Genomic DNA, 26,333 nt, shown 5'->3' on the forward strand with positions numbered 1-26,333 from the left:
CGAATCAGTGCTGCAATCGGAAGAGCTCGATGCGCGTTCCCGTGGGTCCGACCGAGACCGCTGGAACCCCCAGCCTCAGCCCCCCTCCCCCTTCGGTATCCACCGACACCAGGGAGCTCACGTCGCCATTGCGCCGCTTCGCGCCGCGGTAGGCCTCGATGGCGGTAATCACGGTCAGCGCCCCGGCGACTCCCAGCGCGGGAGCCAGATAGGGCCGGGTGCTGGTCTGATCGGCGATGTCGCCCGGGGGACACACGTTGTTCACCGGGATCGAGCGGCACTCGATCACGATGTCGTCGGAGAGCACTCCGAAGGCGACCAACCCACCGACGGCCCCCAGGACCACCGCCCCGATCAGCGGCCTTCCGGTATAGAAGTGACCTCCGCCCGGGAACACCCCCGCGGCCAGGGCGGTGCCCGGGCTGAAGCGAGCCACCGGATTGGCCAGCCGCTCCAGGGCGGCGCGTACGGCGGCCGCGTCTTCCGCCTCGGGAGCGAGCGCCAGGTAGCGTTCGAGGTTGCTGGTGGCCAGGGCGGTCTGCCCCAGCTGCGCGTAGACCAGCCCCCGGTTGTAGTAGGCCTCCGGCCATTCGGGAGCCGCTTCGATCGCAGCGGTGAAGGCCACCTCCGCCCCTTGGGCCCGGCCGAACTGGAAGCTGTTGACTCCGAGGCGGAACTGGCGGATGGCGTCCTCGGAGTAGGCGGCCGCCGGGTCGGGAGCGAGCTCCGCTACGCGGGCCTGCACCTCGGCCGACTCCGCCGACTCGGGCGCCAGGCTCAGATAGCGACAGTACTCCTCGAGCGCGCCCTGGCGGTCGGAGACCTCGTCGCTGGCCCGAGCCAGCAGGTAGGCGACATCTGGGTCCAGAGGGTCGAGCCGGGCCGCACGGCGGAGCAGGGAGCGCGCCTGCTGATGATCCCCGATGATGGCCGCCTGGGTGGCCGAAGTGGTCAGGCGCGCGGCTTCCTGGCGGTCGGCCTCCGTCACGAGACCCGGGTCGGGCGCCTCGATGGCGGGGCAGATGCCGATCGTGCGCTCCGGCACCGCGGTCTTGATGGGGAGCTGCTGCGCCGCGAGGGGTGCGGTGACCGCCAAAGCGAGGCAGGCGCCCAGAAGACTTCGACCAGCCGATCTCAAAACACCTCCAGGGCCCGCGCCACGAGCGAAAACCCCGGACGCAGGCCGCGGACGCCCCGAAGCCTGAGGGGGCGCGCCGGGGAACCGTCCCGGGTCCCGACGCGGTACACGTCAAGGGGGTCCAAGCTAGTTACAATAACCGAACAGCGACAAGTAGATCCGGGCAGCCCTGGTCCGGGCGGCCTGGATCGGTGAGCTTGCGCCTTATCCCAGCAGCGCAGCCCAGACCGGAGACCGGACAACGTGGCCAATCGCATCGCCCGCTTCGACACGACCCTCGGGACCTTCCGCATCGAGCTCTTCGAAGATCGGGCTCCCTTGACCACCGGAAACTTCATCAGCTTGGTGGAGAAGGACTTCTACGACGGCGTCATCTTCCACCGGGTGATCGACGGCTTCATGATCCAGGGCGGCGACCCCACGGGTACGGGTCGAGGTGGCCCGGGGCACACCATCAAGGACGAATTCCACAAGGAGCTGCGCCACGACGACGCAGGGATCCTCTCCATGGCCAACGCCGGGCCCAACAGCGGAGGATCCCAGTTCTTCGTCACCCTGGCCGCCACGCCCTGGCTGGACGGCAAGCATGCCGTCTTCGGGCGGGTCGTCGATGGAATGGACGTGGTGCGGAAGATCGGATCCACGCCCACGGGCGCGGGGGATCGGCCGCGCACCGACGTCGTCATGGAGAAGGTCAGCCTGGAAAGCGCCCCCGAGTGATGCGCCCGGGTCGGGTGCGCCTGCGCCCGACGCACTCCCGAACAGCCTACCCGCGGGCCCCGGGACGCTGGGGCCCGCCCCAGCGTCAGCGGTAGTTCCCGAAGGTCAGCTCGACCCCGTAGTCCTTGCCCTTGAGGAACGCGATCACCTCCTGCAGTGAATCGCGGGAGGGGCTCTGCACGCGAAGCTGATCGCCCTGGATCTGCGCCTGCACCTTCTTCAGCTTCAGATCGCGGATGTCCTTGGCGATCTCCTTGGCGGTATCGGAGGGGATGCCCTGCTTGAGTCGGATGACTTGGCGGGCGCGGCCCAGGGAGCCTGCGTCGACGTTCCCTGGATCGAGGTTCCGCACGGGAACCTGGCGACGCACCATGCGCTCCTTGAGCACGCCCAGCAATGCCTCCAGGCGGTACTCGTCGTCGGCCTCGAGCTTGAGCGCGCCTTCCTTGCGATCGAGCTCGATGGTGCACTGGGTGCCCTTGAAGTCGAAGCGCTGGGCGATTTCCTTGAGGGCCTGGTTGACGGCGTTGTCGACCTCCTGCAGGTCGACTCCGGTCGTCACGTCGAAAGAGTAGGTCTCGGCCATCGATCCATCCGTTCAGGGTGCGAGCCGCCCGCTGGCGGGGACGCACGAAGTGGAACACGGACCCCGAGGACCGGTCAACTGGGTGGGCGGGTACCGTTGGAGATGCGCACACGCCCCGCACCACCGTCCACCGACCCGTGTGTTCCGCCCAGGCCGGTGCGGCTGCACCGCACGCGGACCCGGAGCCGGCTCCGCCTGGCGATCGCCACCCTCCTTTCCGGCACCGCCGCCTGCGGGAACCCCTCCGACCCACCGCCCCTGGAGAGCGGACTGGCCTTGGAGGAGGTGGCCAGGGGCCTCGAGGCACCGGTGTTCCTCACCGGCCTCGCCGGCGATCCCCGCCTGTTCGTGGTGGAGCAGCCCGGGCGCGTCCGCATCGTCCGCGATGGGCAGCTCGAGCCCGGGGCCTTCCTCGACATCGCCGCCCGCGTGGGGTCGGGGGGAGAGCGGGGCCTGCTCTCCATCGCCTTCGCGCCCGACTACTCGACCTCGGGCCACGTGTTCGTCTACTACACGAACACGGCCGGCGACACGCGCGTGGCGCGCTTCGAGCGTGCAGCCGACCCCGATCGCCTGGACCCCGCGTCCGAACGCGTGTACCTGCAACTCGACCAACCGTTCAGCAACCACAACGGAGGCCAACTGGCTTTCGGTCCCGACGGATACCTCTACATCGGTCTGGGAGACGGCGGCAGCGGCGGCGATCCCCTGAACTCGGGACAGGATACCAGCACACTCCTGGGCTCCATTCTGCGCATCGATGTCTCCTCCCCACCGCCCTACCATATTCCGCCAGACAACCCCTTGGTAGGCGAGGCAGGTGCGCGCCCCGAGATCTGGGCCTGGGGGCTCCGCAATCCGTGGCGGTTCTCGTTCGATGCTCCGAGCTCGACGCTGTACATCGGTGACGTAGGCCAGAACCAATGGGAGGAGATCGATGCGCGCCCCGTCTCCGAGGGGGGCTTGAACTACGGGTGGCGCATCCGCGAGGGACTCGAGTGCTTCGCAGCCGCGGGCTGCGCCACCCAGGACCTCGTCGATCCGGTGGTCGTCTACTCCCACTCCGAGGGGTGCTCCGTCACGGGAGGCTACGTCTATCGGGGCGCACGCATCCCCTCCCTCCAGGGACGCTATCTCTACGGGGACTACTGTGGCGGCTGGATTCGCAGCTTCCTGTTGTCCGGGGGCGTGGCCACGGAGCAGCGACAGCTCGACCTGCCTGAGGTCCCCAATCTCTCCTCGTTCGGCATCGACGCCGCCGGCGAGGTCTACGCGCTGAGCTTGAGTGGGCTCGTCTACCGTATCGCTCCGGCACCCTAGTGCCGTCTCCGCGACCTCCTTCGAAACTCCAGCCTCACCGCTCCCGTAGTCGATCTGGAACTCCGATATATCGTGAGGGATAGTATTCGATATATCGGCTCAGGCGACGGCGGCCCTTCGAGGAGGGATCAATGCGGTTCTCGGAGTTCTTCGGGTGCGAGTGGGTGGATCTGGGCGGTGGACGGTTCCGGGGCGGGCTCTTCGACCGCGGGGACCTGAAGTTCATGATCCTCAAGGTGATCGCCGGTCGGCCCATGCACGGATACGAGGTGATGCGGGCCTTGGAGGAGGAGTCCCGAGGCTGCTACCGGGCCAGCCCGGGCTCGGTCTACCCCACCCTGCAGATGCTCGAGGACGAGGGGTTCCTCACCTCGGAGAAGCAGGACGGGAAGCGGGTCTACTCGGTCACCCCCGAGGGGGAGGCGTACCTGGCCGAACACGAGGAGAAGGTCAAGAAGATCGATGAGCGCATCCGCGAAGCCACGGAGAAGTTCTTCGGTCAGGACATGAAGAACCTGGTGGACTCGTTCTCCAAGCTGGCCGAAGAGACCTTCGAGGGAGCATTCAAGTGGACCGAGGACGCGGACTTCATGGGCCACGTCAAGGAGATCCTGGACTCCGCCTCGGAGCGCATCGAGGAAGCGCGCGGCGCCGCCCGGGAAGCGCGCCGCGCTGCGCGTGACGCCAGCCGCGCCGCTCGGGAGGCCGCCCGCGAGGCGGCGCGCGGTGCCAAGGAGGCCGCCTGGGAAGCGGCGCGGGAGGCCCAGCAGGCCGCCCAGCGCGCCCGCGACGCGGCCCGGGAGGCTGCCGAGGCACGACGGGCTGCCGCGAGCGAGCAGGGCACTCCCCCCGAGGAGGAAGGCGCGCCGGCCTGACGCCCTGGCCGCAGACGAACGAGGCCTCGGTCGCCTTCGGGCGGCCGGGGCCTCTCACACAGCGACCGAGGGTACCTCGTCGTCGCCTAGACCCCCACCACCACTTCCGGCCCCTCCCTGCGGGTCGGCCCGGCCGAAGCGCGCGGCCCCGGGCGACGCCACAGCACCCTGAGCGCCATCAGTCCGGCGAACACCAGCGCCGCCACCAGCGGCCAGCGGGTATCGGCCTTCACCTGCCACCAGTAGTGGATCACGACGAGCGGAGCAGCCAGGTATACCAACCGGTGCAGCTTCTGCCAGCGACGTCCCAGTCGCCGCGTCCATCCCTGCGTCGAGGTCACGGCCAACGCCGTGAGGATGAGAAAGGCCGCCGTGCCCACGGTGATGTAGGGGCGCTTGGCGACGTCTTCCAGGATGAATCCCCAGTCGAAGGTCTGGTCGAGCCCCAGGTAGGTCAGCATGTGCAGCGTCGCGTAGAAGAACGAAAACAGACCGAGCGGCCGACGCGCCTTGACCAGGGAGTTGCGCCCGCTGATGCGACGCAGTGGGGTGACCAGCAGGGTCACCAGCAGAAGGATCAGGGCCCAGTGGCCGCTGAACTCGATCAGCGTCTCGATGGGGTTGGCGCCCAGCCCCTCACGGCGTACGCGCAACGCGAGCAGCACGAACGGGAACAACCCCAGGGTCCAGACCAGACCTCGGACCAGACGGGCTTCTCGTTTGGCGTTCATGGGCAAGCGAAACCGGGGCGCGGTCGCCTCAGTAGAGGCGCCGCGCATCCATGCCGGCGTAGAGTTGGCCCACCTGCTCGGCGTACCCGTTGAGCATCAACGTGGGCCGGCGGCGGAGCTCGCCGATGCGGCGCTCCCGAGCCTGACTCCAACGGGGATGGTCGACCTCCGGATTCACGTTGGCGAAGAAGCCGTATTCACGGGCGTTTTGCACCTGCCACGTGTTCAGAGGCTGCTCCGCGACGAGGTCCATCTTCACGATCGACTTCACACCCTTGAACCCGTACTTCCATGGCACCACCAGCCGGAGCGGCGCCCCATTCTGGTTGAGCAGGTCCTCTCCGTAGACCCCGGTCACCATCAGCGTCAACGGATGCATGGCTTCGTCGAGACGAAGTCCCTCCACGTAGGGCCAATCCAGGATCGGGCGGCGCTGCCCCACCATCTCCGACGGACGCACCACAGTCTCGAATCGCACATATCGCGCTGCGGGCGTGGGCTCCACCCGCGCGAGGATGTCCTTCAACGGGACCCCCCTCCAGGGGATCACCATCGACCAGGCCTCCACGCAGCGGTGGCGGTAGATCCGGTCTTCCATCCTGGCCGGCTTGAGGAACTCCTCCAGCCCGTAGGAGCCCGGCTTGGCCACCAGGCCACCGACTTCGAGCGTCCAGGGCTTGGGCTGGAAAGGACCCGCGTTCTTGGCGGGATCGCCCTTGCCGGTGCCGAATTCGTAGAAGTTGTTGTAGCTCGTCACGTCGTCGTACGGCGTGAGCGTATCACCCTGCTCGTCCTTGAACCCTGCGAACGCCCCACGCCCGTTTCGCAGAACCGGCTCTTGGCCTTCGCGGAGGAGAGGAACCCCAATACCGGCCGGCACCTGTTGCGCGGCAAGGGTCTCCGGCCCGACCAGATGTTCGAGCGCACCTGCCGCGACCAGCGCGCCCGCGCCGACCTTCAGGAAGTCGCGGCGGTCGACATAGAGGCCACGGGGAGTGATCTCCGACGAAGGGATTCCCTTGGAGGTCCGGATCAGCATGGGTTCCTGTCCTGGGTTCGGGCTGGCCCCGTTCCGGGGTCCATCGTAGAACGCACCCTCGGATCGCAAGGTTCCCTCCAGCCAGCGAGCGCGCAACCAAGCCGTTTTCGCGCGGCCGGGCCGTTCCATGGAACAAGGGGGACGTTCCGTCGCCGAGCCGCTTGCCTGCTCCCTGCATCGATTCTAGCGTTGGCGTTCCCCCTCCACTCCAGCCCATCGGTGCCATGACGCCTGGATCCTCCGCGCGCTGCCCCTCCCCCTGTCTTGCCTTGGTCCTGCTCGCCGGTCTCGCGGGGTGCGCGTCCGGCACGCCCGCCAATACCGGCCCCGCCCAGCCCTCGGCGCCGACCGCGACGCCGGCGGCGGCCCAGCCCGCGGTGACCGGTGCGAATGCCGGGATCTACACGGCCCGTCAAGCCGACCGCGGCCAGGAGCAGTTCGACGTCTCCTGCTCGGAATGTCACGCCACCTCCGAGTTCCGAGGTCGTCAGTTCATGTTCTCCTGGGGTCGGCGGTCGGTGGGCGACCTCTTTCGCCATATCGTCGACAACATGCCCGAGGACAATCCAGGGAGCCTCACCGCGCAGCAGTATGTCGACGTCGTCGCCTACATCCTGGAGCTGAACGACTTCCCCAAGGGTGACGTGGAGCTCCCGCCCGACGAAGACGTCCTGCGCACGCATCGCATGACGTCGACCAACGATCGCTAGCCCGCCGCCACAAGGAGACTCCGACGTGCCCATCGATCGCCGTGGCTTCCTGAAGGCGGCCGGCGCTGGCGCCGGCCTTACGCTCGCGGGCGCCCGCCCGGAGGCGGTGGAGGCAGCCCCCCGCCGCGCACCCCTGGTCCGCAGTGGACAGGCCTCCGACGTGGTGGTGGTGGGCGCCGGCTCCTTCGGAGCCTGGACCTCGCTCCATCTGCAGCGGATGGGTGCTACGGTCACGCTGGTCGACCAGTACGGCCCCGCCAATTCGCGTTCCACCTCGGGCGGCGAGACTCGCGGTGTGCGCTCGAGCTACGGTGATCGCCCGCAAGGGTTGCAGTGGGGTCAGTGGGCGGTCGAGGCCATGCGCCGCTGGAAGGCCTGGGACGAGGAGCACGCGAGAGATCTGCTGCCGCCGCTGTTCTTCACGACCGGTGACGTGATCCTGCGCGCCGAGATGGAGCCCTTCCTGGAGCAGACGGTCGAGAACTGGAAGGTGATGGGGCACGAGCACGAGATCATCGATGCGGACGAAGTACGGCGCCGCTGGCCCGTGATCGCCACGGACGAGATGCAGGTGGCGATCTACGAGCCCTCGGCCGGAGTCGTGCGGGCCCGCCGCGCCATCGAATCGGTGGCCCAGGTGTTCCAGCGCGAGGGTGGGACCATCAAGATCGGCCGAGCCACCCTGGGTGCCAACCAAAACGGGACGCTGTCGGAGATCGTTCTGGACAGCGGCGAGCGCGTGACGGGGGACACCTTCGTCTTCGCTTTGGGGCCTTGGTTCCCCAAGGTCTTCCCCGAACAGATGGGGCGCCGCATCCGGGCCTCCACGTTGGGCCACGTGCTCTACATCGCCACGCCGCCCGGCGACCATTCGTACGAGTGGCCCAATCTACCCAGCTACAACGTGCCCGGGTGCACCGGTTGGCCGGCTCTGCCTCCGGACTTCCGCGGCTTCCGCATCCGGGTAGGCGGTCATTCCGAGGAGGATCCGGACACGAGCAGCCGCTGGGTGCCCCTGGATGCGCAGGAGCGCCCGCGGGAGATCCTGCGAACCTACTTCCCGGCCCTTGCCGAGCTCCCCATCAACGAGACCCGCGCCTGTCACTACGAGGGCAGCGTCAGCCGCAACTTCATCATCGACCGTCAGCCAGGGTCGGAGAACGTCTGGTTCGCCGGAGGCGGGAACGCCGAGGCCTTCAAGCAGGGTCCTGTGTTGGGCGAGTACATCGCGGGACGCGTCATGGGAACCGAGACCGATCCCGAACTCATCGAAGCGTTCAAGTTCCCCGAGGAGGAGTACGACCTCGAGGAGGAGCGCCGGCGAGAAGAGGCGCGGCGCAGGCGCGGCGAGGACTAGCCGGTCCTGGTTCGACAGGGGCGCCGTGGGTCACGCACCGGTCCGGGTTCGGTCGAACAGGACCATGTCGGTGGAGACGCCGGGTTCACCCAGCTGTCGCAACTGGTGCACCACCTGTCCCCGGTGATAGGTCCCGTGGTTGACCACGTGGCGAAGCAGGCGCCACAACGCGGAGCGGAACGGCTCGCCGCGCGTGTTCTGGTAGTCCAGCTCCGCGTGTAGCGCTTCGTCGTCGAGCTGCTGCAGGAAGCGCTCCCGTCGTTCCTCGACCTCGGCGAAGCGGGTTTGGATGTCAGCCAGGCCAGAGAGGTCCCAGCCGGTATCCAGGGACCGCGGAGAACGCCCGGTCCAGCGCTCCAGCCAGATCCACTCGGCAGCCAGCATATGCGCGAGAGTGTCACGGACGCTTCCAAAGCTGCCACCCAGGTCACGACCCAGAGCCGCCTCGTCCAACTGGACGACCGCGGCAAGGATGCGCTCGTTGGCCCAGCGATTGTACGCGTACAACTCACGGATCTCGTCGATCACGGAACCTCCTGAAGCAAGGAAGCGCTCGCCCTGGCCCCCGGGGACCTGCGGAGGCCCGCCCCACTCCACCCGGTGCCGGGCAGAGCGAACGTATGGTCCTGCGCGTCCCCCACAAGTAGTCTGGTGCGCATGGACCCCCGACGTTGGGCTCACATCCAGGACGTCTTCCACGCCGCTCTGGAGCTACCGCTGGAGCAACGCGACCGCTTCGTGCGCGAGCGCTGTGCCGGCGCACCCGAGGATGCCGAGCAGGTCCTCGAGCTCCTCGCCGAAGACGTTCGCTCGGGCTCGCTTCTGGACCGGGAGATCGGCGTGGTGGCCGACTCCATACTCGACGGGTCCATACCGAAGATGCCCCAGATCGGACCCTACCGGATCCTCCGGGTTCTGGGACAGGGCGGCATGGGCGTGGTGTACCTGGGAGAGCGGCCCGATCTGGGGGCGCGCGCCGCCATCAAGGTGCTCAGGGACGCCGCGCTCTCGCCCCATCGGCGCGAGCGGTTCTTGAGCGAACAACGCACGCTCGCCCAACTCGAGCACCCGCGCATCGCCCGCATCTTCGATGCGGCCGTGCTCCCGGACGGCACACCGTACTTCGTGATGGAGCACGTCGAGGGTCGGCCCCTGGACCGCTATTGCGCCGAGGTCCCACTCCGGATCGACGAGCGTCTGCACCTGTTCCGCGCCATCTGCGAAGGGGTGCGGTTCGCGCATTCCCGCGCGGTCATCCACCGCGATCTCAAGCCGTCGAACGTGCTCGTCACCGAGGACGGTACGCCAAAGCTCCTGGACTTCGGGATCGCCAAGCAGCTCGACTCCCTCGATGGCGTCGGTGACCGGACACGCACGGGGCTGGCACTCATGACCCCGGCCTATGCGGCCCCGGAGCAGATCCTGGGTCAGCCGCTGGGCGTCTACACCGACGTGTACGCGCTGGGCGGGCTCCTCTACCAGATCCTCAGCGGACGTCCGCCCTTCGATCTGCAGTCCCTGACTCCAGCGCAAGCCGAGCGCGCCATCACGGAGACCGGCGCGCCGCCGCCCTCGCGCGTCGCTGACCCAGCATCGGCCCCCGGTCCCACCCGACCGGAATGGGAAGAGCTGGACATCTTGTGTGGAACCGCCATGCATCGCGACCCGCTGCGACGGTACGCGTCCGTGGAGGCCTTGATGCGGGACGTGGACCACTTCCTGGCCGACGAGCCCCTGGAGGCACGACCCGACTCCGCCCTGTACCGACTCGGCAAATTCGCGCGTCGCAACACTCGGGCCCTGACCGGGGTGGCCACGGCGATGGCGGCGCTCGCAGGCACGGTCGGGTTCTACACGTGGCGGCTCGCGGACGCACGCGACCAGGCCTTGGCGGAGGCACAGCGAACGCAGCGGATCCAGGCCTTTACGCAGAGCCTGTTCACGGGTGGCCAGGAGGAGATCGGGCCCTCCGATACTCTGAGAGTGCTGACCCTCCTCGATCGCGGCGTGCAACAGGCGCGTTTGCTGGATGCGGACCCCGCCCAGCAAGCGGACATGTACGTGACGTTGGGCAGCATCTTCACCCAGCTCGGACGGTATGCGAGCGCGGATTCGCTGCTGGGGCTCGCGGTGGCCCTGCGCCAGGCCTTGACGCCGGCCGATCCGCACGCGGTGGCCGAAGCGCTGGTCGCTGAAGGCGAGTTGCGGCTGCAGCAAGGAGAATACGAGGAGGCCGAGGGGATCTTCCAGCGCGCCCTCGAGCTGCAGCGCGCCGAGGGCCCCCCCACCGACCCACGGATCGCCAGCAGTCTCACGGGCCTCGGAAGCGCGCTGGAGGGGAGGGGCGAGTACGAGCGGGCCATCACCCTCCTCGGCGAGGCCGTGCGTGCGCTGGAAGCCCAGCCCGGCCGGGAGGAGGATCTGACCAGTGCCCTGGCAGCGCTGGCCAACACGCAGTTCTATGCGGGGGATCTCGACGCCTCCGACTCGCTGAACCTCCGTGCCCTGGCCATCTACCGGCGACTGCACGGTGAGCGCCATCCCGATGTCGCGGACGGACTGATCAATCTCGCCGTGAACGAGAACCAGCGGGGGCGCTACGACGCCGCTGAGCCGCTACTCCGCCAGGCGCTGTCCATTTTCGAGGGCTACCACGGACCCGAGCACCCCGAGGTGGCCTCCGCCCTGCGCATGCTGGGCAACAACTTGATCTACCAGGGGCGGCTCGACGACGCCGAACCCCTGCTGCGACGCTCGTTGTCGGTCGGCGAGCGCGTGCTGGGACCCAACCACCCCCGACAGGCCAACACCCTGGGGGATCTCGCCTATGTCGAGCTGCAGAAGGGACGCTTCGACGAGGCGATCGAGGCGTACCGGCGGATCGTCACCATCTACGAGGAGGCGAACGGACCTCGGCACTACTTCGTGGGCATCGGCCTTTCCAACCTTGCCAACGCCTACATGGAGGCCGGACGGCTGACGGAATCCGAAGCCATCTTCCGCGACGTCATCGAGCGTTTTGCAGAGGCACGCGGTGCCGAGCACGTAGACACGGGGATCGCCCACATCAAGCTCGGGCGCGTGCTCCTACGCCAGGAGCGCGCCTCCGCGGCCGAGCGAGAGCTCCTCGCCGGATACGACATCGTACGCCCCCAGATGGAGCCGACGGTCAGTTGGCTCAGGGCGGCTCGTACCGACCTGGCGTCCGCCTACGATGCGTTGGGCCGACCGCAGGACGCGGAGCGCTTCCGGCGCGAGCAGGCCGGGGTGGACTCGCTGGCCGCCGCTGAACGCTAGGTCACAACGAACGCGGATCGTCAGGAAGTGACCGATACCGGAAGTCCGCACATCTGCCCGACGTAGCTGTAGGTGGAGCTGGCTGCACCCCCCACCACCGTCGTGGCCGACATCATCTGCACCGAGACCGTGCACTGGCCCGACCGACTTCCGTTCGTCCAGGAGAACGCTCCCGCCCACAGCCCGTCCCAGCTGACCGAGGACGTGGACAGCGTGGCGCCGGTCAGGAGCCGCGCAAGATCGATGTCTCCTGACAAGTCGATCCCGAACGTGAGCCCGGGCGTGGCGTCGAACGTCCAGACGTTGCCCTGGGAGTCGCGCGTGGCACAGCCCTGGTAGCGGGTCTCCACCTCGGTCCGTCCACCCCAGCTGGAGTTGGTGGCGAAGAGCGTGTCGGGATGCGGGTTCAACCGCGTGTCCGTCACGACCCGGATGGAATCCGCGTTCAGGACCAGTACGGCGCCTCCCGCCGGGCAGGCCGCGCTGTTCTGGGTGGTGTCGGCGATGAGGGTGACGGTGGGCACCCGGGCACTCCCATTTCCTCCGGCCTGAACGGGGCTGGGCGTCGAAGGCGACGGCGTGTAGACCGAGAGCAGCATCGACATCACCACCGCTGCCTCCGCCTGGGACAGCGCGTTGTCCGGGCCGGCCCCCTCCGAATCGCCGCCGCAGGCCGCCAAGGTGCTCGCGGCCAGCACACCTGCGAGCCACGTCGTCCACGTGCGTCGTTGGATGTTCCTCCCTCCCCCCTGCTTCATCGCGCCTCCCGCGCTGGGCCGTCTCATCGCCGTCAGGGCCGCCCGGTGATGGGCCCCACCCGCAATACGCGATGTCGGGCTCAGAACCGTCAGGGAGTTCTGGCTGTCGCCGGGGTTGGGGATCGGTCCCGCCTGAGGACGAGGACGCCCGCCGCATCCGTGGTCAGGAGTACCGTCTCACGGCGCTGGACAACGACCGCTGTGTCGAGCTCCAGCGTGCGGGATGGATCGCCATCGACGGTGAAGATCACGTGCAGGTCATGCGGACCCGGATGGAGCGCGATCTCCTCGAACACGTAGATGGGGCTGTCTCCCCGCGCGCCCGAGCCTTCCAGCGTCCGACTCAAGGCCCGCCCCCCGTCCAGTCGCACCTCGAGGTCGTGGGCGGAGGCGCGCGTCTCGCAGATCCGTTGCGGCCGCATATGGGCGGGAAGTCCGGCGACCTCGTCTTCGGTGGGAGGCCGACAGACTTCCGCTGCGGACGACACCACCCTCCAGGAGAGCCGCAGACGACCCTGGTCGTTTCCCCCCGCCCAGGGGATCCGGGAGACGCCGGCGGTGAAGACTCCCGCCACGATCACCAACAATCCCGCAAGCGCGGGCCGGGCGCCGCTCATCGGGGCTCACCGCTCGTGACGGGCGGCTCGCAGCTCTGATCCAACTCCACCGCCTCCTCGGTCACCGGGCGCGCGAGGTCGGCCAGATCACTCTCGAACGCCGCCCGTGCTCGGGCCACGCGGGAGCCCTCGGCAGCGGACGCATACACGACGCGCACGCGTCTACGGTCGACGCGAGCTTTCAGCTCCGCCTCCCGGTCGTGGTAGATGCGCTGATCGAGCCAGCCCGGGCCTTCCCGACTCCAGCAATCGCGCGGCGGACAGGAGACGATCAGAACCCCGGGGACTCCCGATCGCACCAGGATCTCGATGATCGATGTGTGCAGGTTTCCCAGGCAGGAGACCAGCAACCGGTCCCCTGCCGGACTCCGGGGCCCACCGGCGCCGCTGTTGGCGCACCCGATGACCACGGGCCCGCGTTCATCTGGCCCGCGCCTCGCCAGGAAGGCCCGGGCATCGACGAGTTGATCTCGGCCGTCCCGCCCTGGAGGGCCCACCCCCATGGGCGCGCAGGAGCCCGCGCAGATGCCACAGCTCACGCAACGCGCCGGATCGACGCGGGCCACGAGCGTGGCGCGGCCGTCGCCCCGCTCGACCATGGAGATGGCTTCGAAGGGACAATCCACGAAACACTGCTCACAGCCCGTGCAGAAGCGCTCTTCCACCACGCTCGCTGGCAACGCAGCGGACGCCCGTGGCCGCGAAGCCAAGGGAACCAGCAGAACTCCCAGGGGCAGGCCCACCAGGAGCAGCCAACCGGACCAGGGACCAAGCCGCAACTGAATGGGGACCCAGAATCCGTAGAGCAGATCCAACGACAGCGACTCGGGGCGCTGGAATGGATTGGCTGGGCCTTCCAGGGGCGCAGGCCACACGACCGCAAGCACCAAAAGCACCCCAACCACGGTCAGCCACAGGCGCCGGGGAGGCAGCAGCACGGGACGCGATACCCGGGAGACGTGCAGCCACAGCATGCCCGCCATCCCCACCGGGATGGCGATGTGCGCGAAGAGGTTGAGGAAGAAGAACGCCCCCGGGATCGGCTGTTCCCCCACGAAGACGCGAACGAGGGGCTCCGAGAACAGAGGGAGGGCGTCCAGGAGGCGAGCGCCTTCCGTGGCCAGCAACTGGGCCTGTGGATCCCAGACCATGACGTAGCCCGTCCAGCCACAGAGGTACAGCAGTCCGACCAGGAGAACTCCCGAGGTCCACGCCAGGACCCTGGGCCCCCAGCTCCTTCCCTGCAGGAACAGTCGGACGGCGTGCGCCACCGCCGCCAGCACGGCCAGATCGGCGGCATAGCGGTGCAACGCCCGCATCCAGCGGCCCGCCCAGATCTGCGTGGAGATCCGCTCCACCGACGGGTACGGTCCGCCGATCCGGTAGAACAACAGCAGATACAACCCCGTCAGCAGCATGGTCGCGAGTGCCACCACAACCAGCGCCCCGGACTGGTAGAGCGGATTGTAGCGCCAGGTGTACAACCGGTTGACCTGCGCATCCACCACCGCGAGGATCCGCCGCGCAGCACGTGTCAAAGGACCTGCCACCGATGGAATCTCCTCGTACCGATCCGCCCTCGGACGCCGGTACCCTCCGGGGCCGTCGTCACCTGCCCTTGCGAAGTCGCCAATACATCACAATATCATGAAAAATTCAAGAGTCCCCTGCCACCCGAGGGGACGCCCATGAAGCTCTCGCGGACGGCCGAGTATGCGTTGCGGGCAGCCTTGCACATCGCCGAGAACGCCGCCGAGCGGGCCACGTCTGTGGACGTCCTCGCGGACGAGCTGGACGTGCCCCGGAACTACCTGTCCAAGATCCTGCACCGCCTCACCCAAGCCGGAGTCCTCGCCTCCAGCCGGGGACCCAAGGGTGGCTTCCGCTTGGCCCGCCCAGCGGACCAGATCACGCTGGGCGAGGTCGTCGACCCGGTCGATCCGATCGCCACGGACCGTACCTGCCTATTGGGTCGACCGCAGTGCTCCGACACGCATCCCTGCCCCGCCCACGGCCGCTGGCGCGCGCTGGCCGAGGAGCTGCGGGTGTTCTTCCACGAGACGACGCTCGCAACCCTCCTCGCTTCAGAGGCGCCGCCCCCCGCTCGCTGACCGACTCTCCCGACCCGCATCTCCACGCCGGGAGCCGCGCCGAGTGCGCGGCCCCGGCGTTTCTTATTTCCCCGGTTTCCCGACGGAGACACCATGAGCGAACCCGAGGTTGACGCCACGCATCCGCACGAAGACTCCAAGATCCCGCTGGGGCAGCGCCTCTTCGATCGCCCCTTCGTCCTGCTCCTGATCGGTGTGGTGGTGATGTTCGTGTTCTACACCGGATGGGGACTGCTCGAGATCCTCTCGCTCACACCTGCCCCGCTGCCCTGAGAAGGAGGCACGCATGTACCACAGTGGCCTGGACGCCCCCCAAGGCGTCTGGTGGACCAAGGTGCACGGATCGGAAAAGATCTGGGTGAGCATCGCCTTCGTCTGGTGCCTGATCCTCTTCGCGATGATGCCGCTCTGGCACCTGCGTGGTGGCCAGAACCCCTCCGGTATCCGCCACACCGTGGACGCTCCCGCGTTCCAGGAACGCGTCGACCAGTTCATTCGCGACTACCAGGTCGGCAGCGACGGAAACATCCCGGTGGTGGCGCCGCCTCCGGGCAGCGACATCTATCTGCAGGCGTCGATGTGGTCATGGCGACCTGTGCTCCAGCTGCAACAGGGAGCGGAATACACCCTGCACCTGTCGTCCACCGACGTGAACCACGGGTTCAGTCTCTACCCGCTCAACATCAACTTCCAGGTGGTTCCGGGCTTCGACTACGGGCTACGCGTCACGCCGACGATCACCGGTGAGTTTCACATCGTCTGCAACGAGTTCTGTGGAGTCGGCCATCACCTGATGGTGGGCAAGGTGATCGTGGTGCCCACCCAGACCGCCGCTGCACCGGCTCCCTCCTCTGCGAATCCAGGAGGTGGGCGATGAGCGCGACCTTCCGCACCTGCCCAAGCACAGGCCTGAAGGTGCACTCCCAGGCGGACGCCTTGATCAAGGCCAACGCCGTGGTCGCCACGGTCGCGCTGCTGGTGGGCGGCATCGCCGCACTGCTGGTGCTCCTGACGCGCTGGCAGGCCGTGCACCTGCTCGATGCATCCTTGTTCTACCGGATGCTCACCGTGCACGGGATGAACATGCTCATCTTCTTCATCTTGTTCTTCGAGATGGCGGTCCTGTACTTCGCTTCCGCAGTCCTGCTGAACAGCAGGGTGCCGATGCCCTCCTTGGGCTGGGTGGCGTTCGGTCTCATGGTACTCGGCACGCTTCTGGTCGAATGGACCATGTGGACCGGTCGGGCCGACGTCCTCTTCACGTCGTATGTACCGCTGCGCGCCCACCCCGCCTTCTATCTGGGGGTGATCCTCTTCGCCGTGGGCGCCATCCTGGTCGTGAGTCTTTTCTTCGCGACCCTGGTGGTGGCCCGGCGGGAGAAGACGCATACGGGCTCGGTCCCACTCGTGACGTTCGGCGCGCTGACGGCGGCGATCATCGCTGCGATCACCCTCCTGCACGGTGCCATCATCTACATCCCCACGTTCCTGTGGTCGATGGGACTGATGGACATCAATCCACAGATGTACCGGCTGGTATGGTGGGGGCTCGGCCACTCGTCCCAACAGATCAACGTCGCCGCCATGGTCTCGATCTGGTATCTGCTGGGCGCGCTGACGGTGGGTGGCGTGGTGCTGAACGAAAAGGTGAGCCGGTCCGCGTTCGTACTCTACGTCCTGTTCATCTCCATGGCCTCGGCCCACCACCTGCTGGTCGACCCGGGGATGGGACCCTCGTGGAAGGTGTGGAACACGTCCTACTTCATGTACATGGCGGTGCTGGCCAGCATGATCCACGGCTTCACGGTACCGGCCGGCATCGAGATCGGGCAGCGCCTGCGCGGTGTTACGCAGGGGCTCTTCGGATGGTTGAGCCGTGCGCCCTGGGGGGACCCGGGGTTCAGCTCCTTGATGTTCTCTCTCGTGATCTTCGGCTTCGTGGGAGGAATCACCGGAGTGACCTTCGGGACCGAGCAGATCAACATCATCGCTCACAACACGCTGCGGATTCCGGGTCATTTCCACGCGACGGTGGTCTCCGGGACGGCGATGGCCTTCATGGGCGTCACCTACTACGTGATTCCCCTGATCTTCCGCCGGGAGGTGGCGTTCTTCGGCATGGCCCGTCTGCAGCCCTACTTCTTCGCTCTGGGGATGCTGATCTTCTCGATGGCCATGACCTTCGCGGGAACGTTCGGCGTCCCCCGCCGCCACGCGGACATCACGTTCCTGGGCGCTCCGTTCCGGCCCGAGTTCTCGCCCGCGGTGGACCTGGTACTCGGGGTCATGGCATTGGGCGGCATCATCGCCATCGTCGGTGGCGCGATGTACATCGTGATCACCGTGTGGTCGGTGTTTTTCGGCCGGAAGCTGGCGCCGGACGAGGCAGGCCTCGGGAGCGGACGCAGGGGGTTGCCGCCGGGACTGGTCCGTCCTCCCCGTCCCCTGGTCGAAGCGGATGCCGCCAACCTCCAGCCACGTGGCTGGTTGGGTGTGGCACCCGGCACCATGATCCTGGTGCTCGTCTTCCTGCTCGCCTTCGTCACGTACTACTTCGTGAACTGGAAGCTGCTGTCCTTCGTCTGGAAGGTCGGATGACCGAGGCCGATCGGGTCCGGGGGCGCCTCGGCGTCCTCGGACTCGCCCTGTGGTCGGTCATCACGGTGGCGTGGTGGGCGCTGGCGCTTTGGCCCACCGGACCCACACCGGCCGATTGGTTGGTGCGCGCGCGCGCCGTGTGCTTCAACGCAGCGCCGAGCGGACTGCCGTCGGCGTCGGGCTGGCTCCTGTTGATCGGCCAGCCCATCGGCATGCTCGCCGCGCTGATGGTGATCTGGGGAGACTCCGTCCGCCTGGGCTTGCGCGCGCTCGGGAGCCAGCGGATGGGACGCGGTGCGCTGGCACTGCTGGCGCTGCTTCTGCTGGCCGGCATGACAAGCGCAGCCCTGCGGGTGCGGCAGGCGTCCGCCGTGGTCGCCGTCGAGATCGCCGGCGACCTTCCTCCGGCGACCTACCCCCGACTGAACCGCCCCCTTCCCGAGTTCCGGCTCGTCGATCAGGCGGGCGAATCCGTCGACGCGCGGACTCTGGCCGGCCGACCGATGCTGCTGACCTTCGCCTTCGGCCATTGTGAATCCGTGTGCCCAGCCGTCGTCCACCAAGCGGGCGAGGCGGTGCGCGTCCTGAAGGAGCGGCAAGGCGAGCAGGCGCCCACACTGTGGGTAGTCAGCCTGGATCCCTGGCGCGACACGCCCTCGCGGCTGCCGCAGCTTCACGCGCAGTGGATGCTTCCCGAGGGTGCGCGCGCTCTCTCCGGGGATCCGGCGGACGTCAACGCCTTTCTCGACGCGTTGGGTGTCCCCCGCGAGCGCGATCTCACCAGCGGAGACATCGTGCATCCCACCCTGCTGTTCTTGATCGACCGAGCGGGCAGGATCGCCTTCGCTTCGACGGGCAGCATGGCCCAGGTGCTCGCGCTCTCCGAACGGCTGTAGCCGGCCGGCACAACAGGGTCCCCGCCTGCGGTCCTGCCGCGCTGGCCCCGCACGGCGGGAGTCCCTACTCTGCTCAGCGACTGACCGCCGCGCTCGCAGCCCTTCTGGAAGGACGTCCATGTCCCGTTCGCCCCGGCTTCCGCTCGCCTTGCCCCGCCGCAGTTCGCTTCCCTTCCTCGTTCTCGCCGCAGGCCTCGTGGTCCCAGGCTCCGCCCTCGCACAACGGGGGCAGACACGAGCCGCACCTTCTCCCGCGGTCGATCCGGTCTTTCTCGGTGCCTTGACCTATCGAAACGTGGGACCCGCCCGGGGTGGTCGGGTCACTGCCGTAGCCGGCGTCGCGGACGAGCCGTTCACCTTCTACATGGGCAACACCGGAGGGGGCGTCTGGAAGACAGATGACGCCGGTGAGAGCTGGCGCAACATCTCCGATGCCCAGTTCGACGTGGGCGGCGTCGGCGCCATCGCGGTGGCCCCGTCCGATGCGAACGTGATCTACGTTGGCACGGGCTCCGCGGAGCCCCGAGGGAACGTCTCCCCGGGACGGGGACTGTACCGCTCCACCGACGCGGGCAAGACCTGGACGCACATCGGGCTGCGAGCCGCCGGCCAGATCGGACGCATCCAGGTCCACCCCAGCGACCCCGACCGCCTTTGGGTCGCTGCGTTGGGAAGCGTCTTCGGCAACAACGAGGAACGCGGCGTCTACCGCTCGCACGATGGCGGGTCCACCTGGGACAAGGTGCTGTTCGTCAACGACTCGACGGGTTTCGTCGACCTGGCGGTCAGCCCTGCCAACCCGCGCATCCTGTTCGCCACCGCCTGGCGCGCGCTGCGCACCCCCTGGACCATGATCTCCGGGTCGAGCGAAGGGGGGCTCTACCGCAGCAAGGACGGCGGGGAAACCTGGGAGAGATTGTCGCGCGGCCTTCCCAGCGGCTTGTTCGGCAAGGCAGGCGTCACGGTCTCTCCATCCAACCCCAACCGTGTGTGGGCGGTCGTCGAGGCGGGCGACGAGCAGGGCGGCGTGTATCGCTCCGACGACGGCGGCGACTCCTGGCGACGCCTGACGGCCGAGAAACAGCTCTACCATCGGCCCTGGTACTACATGCGCATCACGGCCGACCCGCAGGACGAGAACACGGTCTGGATCAACAACGTGTTGTTGTACAAGTCGGTCGATGGCGGGCGCACCTTCGTGCCGACGCCCAGCGTGCCGCACGGGGACAGCCACGCGCTCTGGATCAACCCCCACAACACCAACATCATGATCGAAGGGGACGACGGCGGCGCCACCGTCACACTGAACGGTGGGCGTACCTGGAGCACACAGCGCAATCAGCCGACGGCCGAGCTCTACCGCGTCGCGGTTGACGATCAGTTCCCCTACCGGATCTATGGTGCGCAGCAGGACAACAGCACCGTGTCGGTTCCCAGCCGGGTGTCGCCTGTGATAATCAGCGACTTCGAGCAGGAGTATCAGGTCGGTGGCTGCGAGAGCGGTCACGTGGCTGTGGATCCACGCGACCCCGACATCGTCTACGCCGGTTGCTTCGGAGGGAGCATCACGCGCTTCGACCGGAAGACGGGTCAACAGCGTGAGATCCTCGCCTACCCGCAGCTGCAGATGGCACAGGAGATCGAGACCCTCAGGTACCGCTTCCAGTGGAATGCACCGATCCGGATCTCGCCCAACGACCCCAACGTGCTCTATCACGCCTCACAACATGTCCATCGCAGCACCAACGGCGGGCAATCCTGGGAGGTCATCAGTCCCGACCTGACCACCGACAATCCCGAGCACCAGGGCTTCGCCGGCGGTCCGATCACATCGGACGGCACGGGCGTGGAAGTGTTCGGCACCATCTTCGCCCTGGAGGAGAGCCCCAGCGAGCGTGGTGTGCTCTGGGCGGGCAGCGACGACGGGCGAGTCCACGTCACGCGGGACAACGGCGCTACCTGGGCGGACGTCACGCCACCGGGCCTGCCCGCCAACGCCACGATCAACGCCATCGACATCTCGGCGCACGCGCCCGGACGCGTGCACGTGGCCGCCTACCGCTACCGGATCGACTCCGACAACCGTCCCTTCCTGTACCAGACGAACGACTACGGGCAGAGCTGGCGGTTGCTGACCGACGGCACCAACGGCATCCCCGCCGATCACTTCACGCGGGTGGTACGCGAGGATCCGGACCGCCGCGGACTGCTCTACGCAGGCACCGAGTTCGGGCTCTATGTTTCGTTCGACGACGGCGCCCGCTGGCAGTCGTTCCAGCGGAACCTGCCCGTCACTCCGGTCACGGACATCCAGATCCACGAGCAGGACATGGTGCTGTCCACGCAGGGTCGCTCGTTCTGGGTGATGGACGACCTCACGCCGCTGCACAGTCTGAGCGCGTCTGTGACGGCCGAGTCGGCACACCTGTACCCAGTCCGCCCCGCGGTCCGCGCCTTCTTCGGCGGCGGCGCACCCGGTGCCGGACCCACGGGCCGGAGGGCCCAGAATCCACCGGACGGCGCCTTCATCCACTACTCGCTGGCCGGGGACGTGGAGGGACCCATCACGATCACGATCACCGATGCCAGCGGCGATACGGCGAAGACCTTCTCCAGCGAGCAATCGCAGGGCCCCGACCTGGGCGCGTTCGCAGCCCTGGCCGAGCTCTTCGGGTTCTCGGGTGGCGGGGACCTCCTCCCCAAGACCCGCGGACTGCACCGAATCGCCTGGAACCTGCAGTATCCACAGCCGCGGCTGCCGGAGGGCACGGTGCTGTTCGGGAGCATCGCCCAGCCCTATGCCCCCCCCGGTCAATACACGGTGACGCTGGCGATGGGTGACCAGATCCAACGGCAAACGCTGACGGTGTTGCCGGATCCGCGGGGCGCGGTCGCGCAGGCCGACTTCGTCGCCCAACACGAGTTCCTGCGGGACGTGGGCGCCATGATCGAGCGCATGGCGGACCGCATGGACGACCTCCGTTCCGTGCGCGAACAGGTCACGGCCTTGAACGCGCTCACCACCGAGGCGGGTCTGGCCGAGGCCGACCGCCAGCGTGTCCAGGACGTGGCGGACAGCCTGAACGCAAAGCTGGGGGTGGTCGAGAGTGACATGCAGCAGACGCGGTCCCGGTCCTTCTACGATCCACTGGACTACCCAGGGAAGCTCACCGCGCAACTGGCCTACCTGTACAACACCGTGTCCGGAGCCTTCGGCGCGGTGGATGCCCGCCCCACCGATCAGGCCGTGGAGCGACGCGACGAGCTGCGCACCGAGGTGGACGGGCTGCTCGCGCGACTCCAGTCCATCTTCGAGCAAGATCTGGCGGCCTTCAACGAGCTGATCCGCTCCCTGGGGATGGATCCCGTGGTCGTGGAGGGCGCGCGCCGGCGCGTGATCAGTTGAGTATGTCAGGGGGGTCGGCGTTCGCCCCGCCGACCCCCCGACCGGCGCAGTCGCGTCGGTGCCAGCGACCGGATGACCGCGCCCCCCGCGGAGGTCAGCCATGCTGAAGTGGACGCTGCTCTTGCTTCCCCTCGTGGGTGCCGGTTTGGCGTTTCGTGGCCAACGGCGTTTCTACGTGACGCAGTACTTGTTCTTCATCCGCTTCCAGATCCTGGAGGCGCTGGCGCTGGCCGCCTTCCCCTTGGTGGCTCCCCGGGCGGCCCCGGAGATGCTCGCCAACCTGTTCGTGGTCGAGCCGATCGGCATGGTGGTGGCCACCATGGTGGGAACGCTCTGCGCCTGGTCCATCGTCTACACGGCGCGCCTCACCTGGCGCTCGACCCCGTTCCGGGCGGGGCTGCCCTTCCGTCGCGTGGGCAGCGAGGATGCGAATGAGCACGCTCCCCGTCCGTCTGCTCGCGAGCAAGGCGAGCGCGAGTTCGCCGATGCGCGCTGGAGCCCGGAGCGCTGGGGGTGGCTCCTGGCTTCGCTGCTCTTGGTGCTTCCGTTGTTCGTACAGTTGATCCGGGAGAGCGACGCTGGAGTCGGGGCGCTCACGGTGGCGGGGCTCGGCGGAGTCCTCCTCGCGGCACTCATCCGGCAGCTCTCGCTGCGCCGATCCGACCGCCCCGCCCGCATGCTTCGTTGGCTGGGCGCGCACCTGGAGCGTCTACCCCTGCTGGGGCGCCTCATCCACGTCGTGGCAGCCGCGTACCGGGACGCACCAGCCGCGCACGCGGAGACCTATCGCTCCCTTCACGAGCGCGCGTTTCTCTTCGGCGCCACCGCCGGGGCCACGTACGTGGGAATCGGACTCACCAGCCTCGGGATCGGTACCGACTGGGTCCCCGCCCTCGTCTATGTGCTGGCGTGGTTCCTGGTGGTCGTGTGGATCCTGGGCTTCCTGGCCTTCCAGTTCGACAAGACGCGCATTCCTGGCGTACCCCTGGCCGCTGCCGGCGTCCTTATCTGGCAAGGATTGATTCCGTCGCACTACGAATATCGCGTGCTGGAGCAGCCGCTCCCCGACGTCGACGCCACCGAGGCGCTGCATGCCCGGCAACATGCGTCGGGCTCCATGGTCCTGTTCGCCGCCCACGGAGGCGGGATCAAGGCCTCGCTCTGGACGGCACAGGTGGCGCAGGGTCTTGAGTCGGAGATTCCGGGCTTCAGTGACCGGGTGGGGCTGGTCAGCGGCGTCTCAGGTGGTGCGGTCGGAGCCACGTACTACGTCGATGCCTTCGAGCCGGGTGCGATCGACTCGGTGCGCCTGGCGGGCGTTCGCGACGCCGCGGCCACCTCGAGCCTGGCCGCCACCACCTGGGGCCTCGTCTATCTCGACTTCCTGCGATTGGCGGTGGGAAGCGGCCTGAACCCTCGCGATCGGGGATGGGCGCTCGAGCGCCGCTGGGCTGAGCATCTCCAGTCGGGTGAGCGCACCCTGGGGGAATGGACCGAGGGGGTGCGCGCGGGATGGCGCCCGGTGATGATCTACAACGTGACGCTCCAGGAAACCGGTAGCCGTCTACTGCTGGCGCCCGTGCGTGTCTCGCCCGACCTGCGGGGTACCCGCCGCGATCTGTTCCAATATCTCCCGGGCCGTGATCTGCGAGTGGTGACCGCGGCCCGGCTCTCGGCCACGTTCCCTTGGGTATCGCCACAAAGCCGCCCAGCCTTGGGGGCGGACACGCTGATCCCCCGCCTCCACAGCGCCGACGGAGGCTACTTCGACAACTCCGGCGTGCTCAGCGCCCTGGAGGTGGCCGGTCGCTGGCTGGCCACCGACACCGCGCGCGGCGTCACCCGGGTGGCCCTCGTGGAGGCGCAAGCCAGCGGGGCGCGGGTGGCCGTCGAACAGGCCACCGCAGACCGCGGTGATCTGGTCAACGCCCTGATCGGACCCATCCGTACCTTGTACAACGTTCGCACCACCTCGCAGTTGGCGCGGCGGGAATCCGATGCGGGTCTGGTTGCGCGTCTGTGGCAGGACGCGTACGGGGTGGAGCTCTGTCGTTTCGTATTCGCGCTGACCGAAGGACTGCCCCTCTCCTGGCATCTGACGGCGCAGGAACGCCGTCGCATCGAGGCCCACTGGCCAGCGTCTGCGGATACGCTCGCGCCCACGGACACCTCCACCGCTCGCGTTCGAGCGGAGAACCGTGCCCAGATCGAAGCGTTGCGATCGTACCTGACGGGGGAGCCCTGTCCCGCCAGCGACACGACCGGGGACGGAGGAGGTTGAGCCTCGCAAACGCTTGGCGCGACGGGAGATCTTCCCGCCCCCCGCGGCCCGGCCCGCAGCTTCAGCGCAGCGCGCGGTACACGCGGTAGCGCCCATCGTCGGCCAGGACCTCATGAGCGCCGAAGGCAACATCCAGGAGTCGGGGTACCGGCAGGAACCGGTTGCAGACGAGATTGAGGCTTCCTCCTGGAGGTAGGCGCCGGGCCGCCCCATCGATCAACGTCTCGGTCACGCGATGGTCGGTCTCGACCCCGTGATGGAACGGAGGATTGGAAACGAGCGTCCGGAAGTCGCCCTTCTCCGGCAGCACATCCGCGGCCCCTACATCCCCGTCGATCCCGTTGAGCGTGAGCGTGCGGCGGCCCGCCTCGACCGCGAGTGCGTCGGCGTCCACCAGGTGCACCGGGATCCCCTGACGAGTCCCGTACCAGGCACCGATGACTCCCGCTCCACACCCCACGTCGAGGAGGGGCGGGTCCACGCTACGCACGGTGTCGAGCAGCAGTGCGGTGCCGTCGTCCAGCCGCCGGTGACTGAACACTCCGGGGAACGTGGCGATGCGCAGCGCCTGGCCTCCGTGCTGCAGCGCCCACTCCTCCTCGAACTCGTCGAGGCACGCGGTGACGCCGGGGCGGACGCGCGCCATCCAGAGCCGGGCGTGACGTCCAGACTGCCCATGCAGCGCTTCCGCCACGACGTCGAGGTCGGGCGCGGCCGAGTCGATGCCGGCACGGCGCGCTCCGACCAACCAAAGGGGCGCACCGGGCGGAAGGGCAGACGCAACCATGGTCAGCATCATGCGCGTGCGCTCGCGCGCCTTCGACAGGAAGACCAGGCCGGCCCCCGCACCCTGCCCTTCGGTCCAGGGGCCGAACGACGCGGAATGACCTCGCTCCTGCAGGGCGCGAAAGGTAGGCCAGTGGGTGCAGAACCAGTGCAGGGGCCCGACCCGCCCGGCGGTCAGCCGTTCCGCCTCGTCCGCACCCGGCACGTCCACCACCAATAGTGGCGCATCGCCCAGCTCATTCAGCCGACGCGCGCACAGCGCCACCGGATCAGCCTTGGGCGGCGGCACCGACAACCTCCCGGACCTCTGCCTCGCGTTCCGGGCACGGGAGCCCCCAACCTGCGTAGGCGTCTGCGACTTCCCGCTCGCTCAGGCGCCGCACGGGAAGCCCCTGCAGGTCTTCCAGGGTGAACCCGGCGAACCCGGTGCGCCGCAGCGCGGAGACCCGACCGCCCAGCGCGGCGAAGATCCGCTTGACCTCGTGGTACTTCCCCTCGGTCAGCGTGAGCGTCCACTGCTCTGGCCCCAGCCGCTCCAGCGCCAGCACGGGAGGCCGATGCCCGTCCTTCAACTCGAGCGCACCCTCGCGCAGCAGGGCTAGACGCTCCGGGTCGGGCTCCCCGACGACGGTGACCACATAGGTTCGGGGCACGGCCCGCTTGGGGTGGCCCAGGTGTTGGATGAGCCCACCGTCTCCCACGAAGATCAGCAGACCGGTGGTGTCCCGATCCAGGCGGCCCACCGGCTCGACGCGCGCTTGCAGGGCCGGGTCGAGTGCGTCGAAGACGCGCGCTCCACTGCCCTCTCGCGCTCGGGACGTCACAACCCCTGGCGCCTTGTCCATGAGCACGACCGGAGGGAAGGCCGCCCTGGCCTCGATGGCGCACCCCTGCAGACGAAACCAGCGCCAGGTTCCGTCCAACCTGACCCGCTCTCCGAGGGGAATCGACCCGCCGTGCGTCTCGACGCGACCCTGCAGGCGCCGGAGCTCGCGGCGCGACCAGCGTCCGGGGTGGGTGAAGAGGTCGCGCGCCTCCACGCCAACGGTCGCGTTCGGCTCCCCGGTCGTCGGTCCGGCACCCTCAGACACGCTGTGCCACCGCGCC

The 26,333-nt window shown here is 68.2% G+C and carries 23 protein-coding genes; 13 read left to right on the top strand and 10 right to left on the bottom strand.

Annotated elements, in window-relative coordinates:
* Nucleotides 1-4: 4 nt before the first annotated feature.
* Nucleotides 5-1,138 (bottom strand): tetratricopeptide repeat protein, encoded by a 1,134-nt coding sequence (locus tag R3E10_17810; GenBank protein MEZ4417616.1) that lies wholly within the window; start codon nucleotides 1,136-1,138, stop codon nucleotides 5-7.
* Nucleotides 1,139-1,381: 243 nt separating this feature from the next.
* Between R3E10_17810 and R3E10_17815 the strand changes: the two genes are divergently transcribed.
* Nucleotides 1,382-1,858: a peptidylprolyl isomerase gene (locus tag R3E10_17815; GenBank protein ID MEZ4417617.1), complete on the top strand. Its 477-nt coding sequence runs from the start codon at nucleotides 1,382-1,384 to the stop codon at nucleotides 1,856-1,858.
* An 85-nt stretch (nucleotides 1,859-1,943) separates the two neighbouring features.
* Here R3E10_17815 and R3E10_17820 read toward each other — a convergent pair whose 3' ends face one another.
* Nucleotides 1,944-2,444 (bottom strand): YajQ family cyclic di-GMP-binding protein, encoded by a 501-nt coding sequence (locus tag R3E10_17820; protein ID MEZ4417618.1) that lies wholly within the window; start codon nucleotides 2,442-2,444, stop codon nucleotides 1,944-1,946.
* A gap of 156 nt (nucleotides 2,445-2,600) precedes the next feature.
* Between R3E10_17820 and R3E10_17825 the strand changes: the two genes are divergently transcribed.
* Together R3E10_17825 and R3E10_17830 are read left to right on the top strand one after the other, a co-directional pair.
* On the top strand, nucleotides 2,601-3,764 hold the full coding sequence (locus tag R3E10_17825; protein ID MEZ4417619.1) for a PQQ-dependent sugar dehydrogenase: 1,164 nt from the start codon (nucleotides 2,601-2,603) through the stop codon (nucleotides 3,762-3,764).
* 131 nt (nucleotides 3,765-3,895) lie between these two features.
* Entirely contained in the window at nucleotides 3,896-4,639 is a 744-nt protein-coding gene (locus tag R3E10_17830) for a PadR family transcriptional regulator (protein ID MEZ4417620.1), read from the top strand.
* Between the two features lie 86 nt (nucleotides 4,640-4,725).
* Here the strand turns inward: R3E10_17830 and R3E10_17835 are convergent, their stop codons facing one another.
* Nucleotides 4,726-5,370 (bottom strand): protein-methionine-sulfoxide reductase heme-binding subunit MsrQ, encoded by a 645-nt coding sequence (locus R3E10_17835; protein MEZ4417621.1) that lies wholly within the window; start codon nucleotides 5,368-5,370, stop codon nucleotides 4,726-4,728.
* 28 nt (nucleotides 5,371-5,398) lie between these two features.
* A complete protein-coding gene (gene msrP, locus R3E10_17840; GenBank protein MEZ4417622.1) occupies nucleotides 5,399-6,409 on the bottom strand; it encodes a protein-methionine-sulfoxide reductase catalytic subunit MsrP in 1,011 nt (336 codons plus the stop codon).
* 224 nt (nucleotides 6,410-6,633) lie between these two features.
* Between msrP and R3E10_17845 the strand changes: the two genes are divergently transcribed.
* Complete coding sequence (locus R3E10_17845) at nucleotides 6,634-7,119, top strand: cytochrome c (GenBank protein MEZ4417623.1); 486 nt, start codon at nucleotides 6,634-6,636, stop codon at nucleotides 7,117-7,119.
* Between the two features lie 25 nt (nucleotides 7,120-7,144).
* Entirely contained in the window at nucleotides 7,145-8,476 is a 1,332-nt protein-coding gene (locus R3E10_17850) for an FAD-dependent oxidoreductase (GenBank protein MEZ4417624.1), read from the top strand.
* A 30-nt stretch (nucleotides 8,477-8,506) separates the two neighbouring features.
* Here R3E10_17850 and R3E10_17855 read toward each other — a convergent pair whose 3' ends face one another.
* Entirely contained in the window at nucleotides 8,507-9,004 is a 498-nt protein-coding gene (locus R3E10_17855) for a DinB family protein (GenBank protein MEZ4417625.1), read from the bottom strand.
* Nucleotides 9,005-9,133: 129 nt separating this feature from the next.
* Here R3E10_17855 and R3E10_17860 point away from each other — a divergent pair, with 129 nt between their 5' ends.
* The gene (locus tag R3E10_17860) at nucleotides 9,134-11,773 is read left to right on the top strand and encodes a serine/threonine-protein kinase (GenBank protein ID MEZ4417626.1); all 2,640 of its coding nucleotides are present in this window, start codon (nucleotides 9,134-9,136) and stop codon (nucleotides 11,771-11,773) included.
* Between the two features lie 20 nt (nucleotides 11,774-11,793).
* Here R3E10_17860 and R3E10_17865 read toward each other — a convergent pair whose 3' ends face one another.
* From R3E10_17865 to R3E10_17875, 3 genes are all read right to left on the bottom strand, one after another.
* Nucleotides 11,794-12,531, bottom strand: coding sequence for a hypothetical protein (locus R3E10_17865; GenBank protein ID MEZ4417627.1), 738 nt, complete (start codon nucleotides 12,529-12,531; stop codon nucleotides 11,794-11,796).
* Between the two features lie 89 nt (nucleotides 12,532-12,620).
* The gene (locus tag R3E10_17870; GenBank protein MEZ4417628.1) at nucleotides 12,621-13,148 is read right to left on the bottom strand and encodes a hypothetical protein; all 528 of its coding nucleotides are present in this window, start codon (nucleotides 13,146-13,148) and stop codon (nucleotides 12,621-12,623) included.
* The gene (locus R3E10_17875; protein MEZ4417629.1) at nucleotides 13,145-14,698 is read right to left on the bottom strand and encodes a cytochrome b N-terminal domain-containing protein; all 1,554 of its coding nucleotides are present in this window, start codon (nucleotides 14,696-14,698) and stop codon (nucleotides 13,145-13,147) included. Before R3E10_17875 ends, R3E10_17870 begins: the two co-directional genes overlap by 4 nt.
* A gap of 138 nt (nucleotides 14,699-14,836) precedes the next feature.
* Between R3E10_17875 and R3E10_17880 the strand changes: the two genes are divergently transcribed.
* The 7 genes from R3E10_17880 (at nucleotide 14,837) to R3E10_17910 (ending at nucleotide 24,440) form a co-directional block, all read left to right on the top strand.
* Nucleotides 14,837-15,259, top strand: a complete 423-nt coding sequence (locus R3E10_17880; GenBank protein ID MEZ4417630.1) for an Rrf2 family transcriptional regulator — start codon at nucleotides 14,837-14,839, stop codon at nucleotides 15,257-15,259.
* A gap of 93 nt (nucleotides 15,260-15,352) precedes the next feature.
* On the top strand, nucleotides 15,353-15,532 hold the full coding sequence (locus tag R3E10_17885) for a hypothetical protein (GenBank protein ID MEZ4417631.1): 180 nt from the start codon (nucleotides 15,353-15,355) through the stop codon (nucleotides 15,530-15,532).
* A 13-nt stretch (nucleotides 15,533-15,545) separates the two neighbouring features.
* The gene (locus tag R3E10_17890) at nucleotides 15,546-16,136 is read left to right on the top strand and encodes a cytochrome C oxidase subunit II (GenBank protein ID MEZ4417632.1); all 591 of its coding nucleotides are present in this window, start codon (nucleotides 15,546-15,548) and stop codon (nucleotides 16,134-16,136) included.
* Nucleotides 16,133-17,857, top strand: a complete 1,725-nt coding sequence (locus tag R3E10_17895; GenBank protein ID MEZ4417633.1) for a cbb3-type cytochrome c oxidase subunit I — start codon at nucleotides 16,133-16,135, stop codon at nucleotides 17,855-17,857. Before R3E10_17890 ends, R3E10_17895 begins: the two co-directional genes overlap by 4 nt.
* Entirely contained in the window at nucleotides 17,854-18,753 is a 900-nt protein-coding gene (locus tag R3E10_17900) for an SCO family protein (GenBank protein ID MEZ4417634.1), read from the top strand. Before R3E10_17895 ends, R3E10_17900 begins: the two co-directional genes overlap by 4 nt.
* Before the next feature lie 118 nt (nucleotides 18,754-18,871).
* On the top strand, nucleotides 18,872-22,159 hold the full coding sequence (locus R3E10_17905) for a glycosyl hydrolase (protein MEZ4417635.1): 3,288 nt from the start codon (nucleotides 18,872-18,874) through the stop codon (nucleotides 22,157-22,159).
* 100 nt (nucleotides 22,160-22,259) lie between these two features.
* On the top strand, nucleotides 22,260-24,440 hold the full coding sequence (locus tag R3E10_17910) for a patatin-like phospholipase family protein (GenBank protein ID MEZ4417636.1): 2,181 nt from the start codon (nucleotides 22,260-22,262) through the stop codon (nucleotides 24,438-24,440).
* A 61-nt stretch (nucleotides 24,441-24,501) separates the two neighbouring features.
* Here R3E10_17910 and R3E10_17915 read toward each other — a convergent pair whose 3' ends face one another.
* Together R3E10_17915 and R3E10_17920 are read right to left on the bottom strand one after the other, a co-directional pair.
* On the bottom strand, nucleotides 24,502-25,515 hold the full coding sequence (locus R3E10_17915; GenBank protein ID MEZ4417637.1) for a class I SAM-dependent methyltransferase: 1,014 nt from the start codon (nucleotides 25,513-25,515) through the stop codon (nucleotides 24,502-24,504).
* Nucleotides 25,496-26,317, bottom strand: coding sequence for a pseudouridine synthase (locus R3E10_17920; GenBank protein MEZ4417638.1), 822 nt, complete (start codon nucleotides 26,315-26,317; stop codon nucleotides 25,496-25,498). Before R3E10_17920 ends, R3E10_17915 begins: the two co-directional genes overlap by 20 nt.
* Between the last annotated feature and the right edge of the window lie 16 nt (nucleotides 26,318-26,333).

Source organism: Gemmatimonadota bacterium (assembly GCA_041390105.1).
Classification (GTDB): domain Bacteria; phylum Gemmatimonadota; class Gemmatimonadetes; order Longimicrobiales; family Gaopeijiaceae; genus JAGQIF01.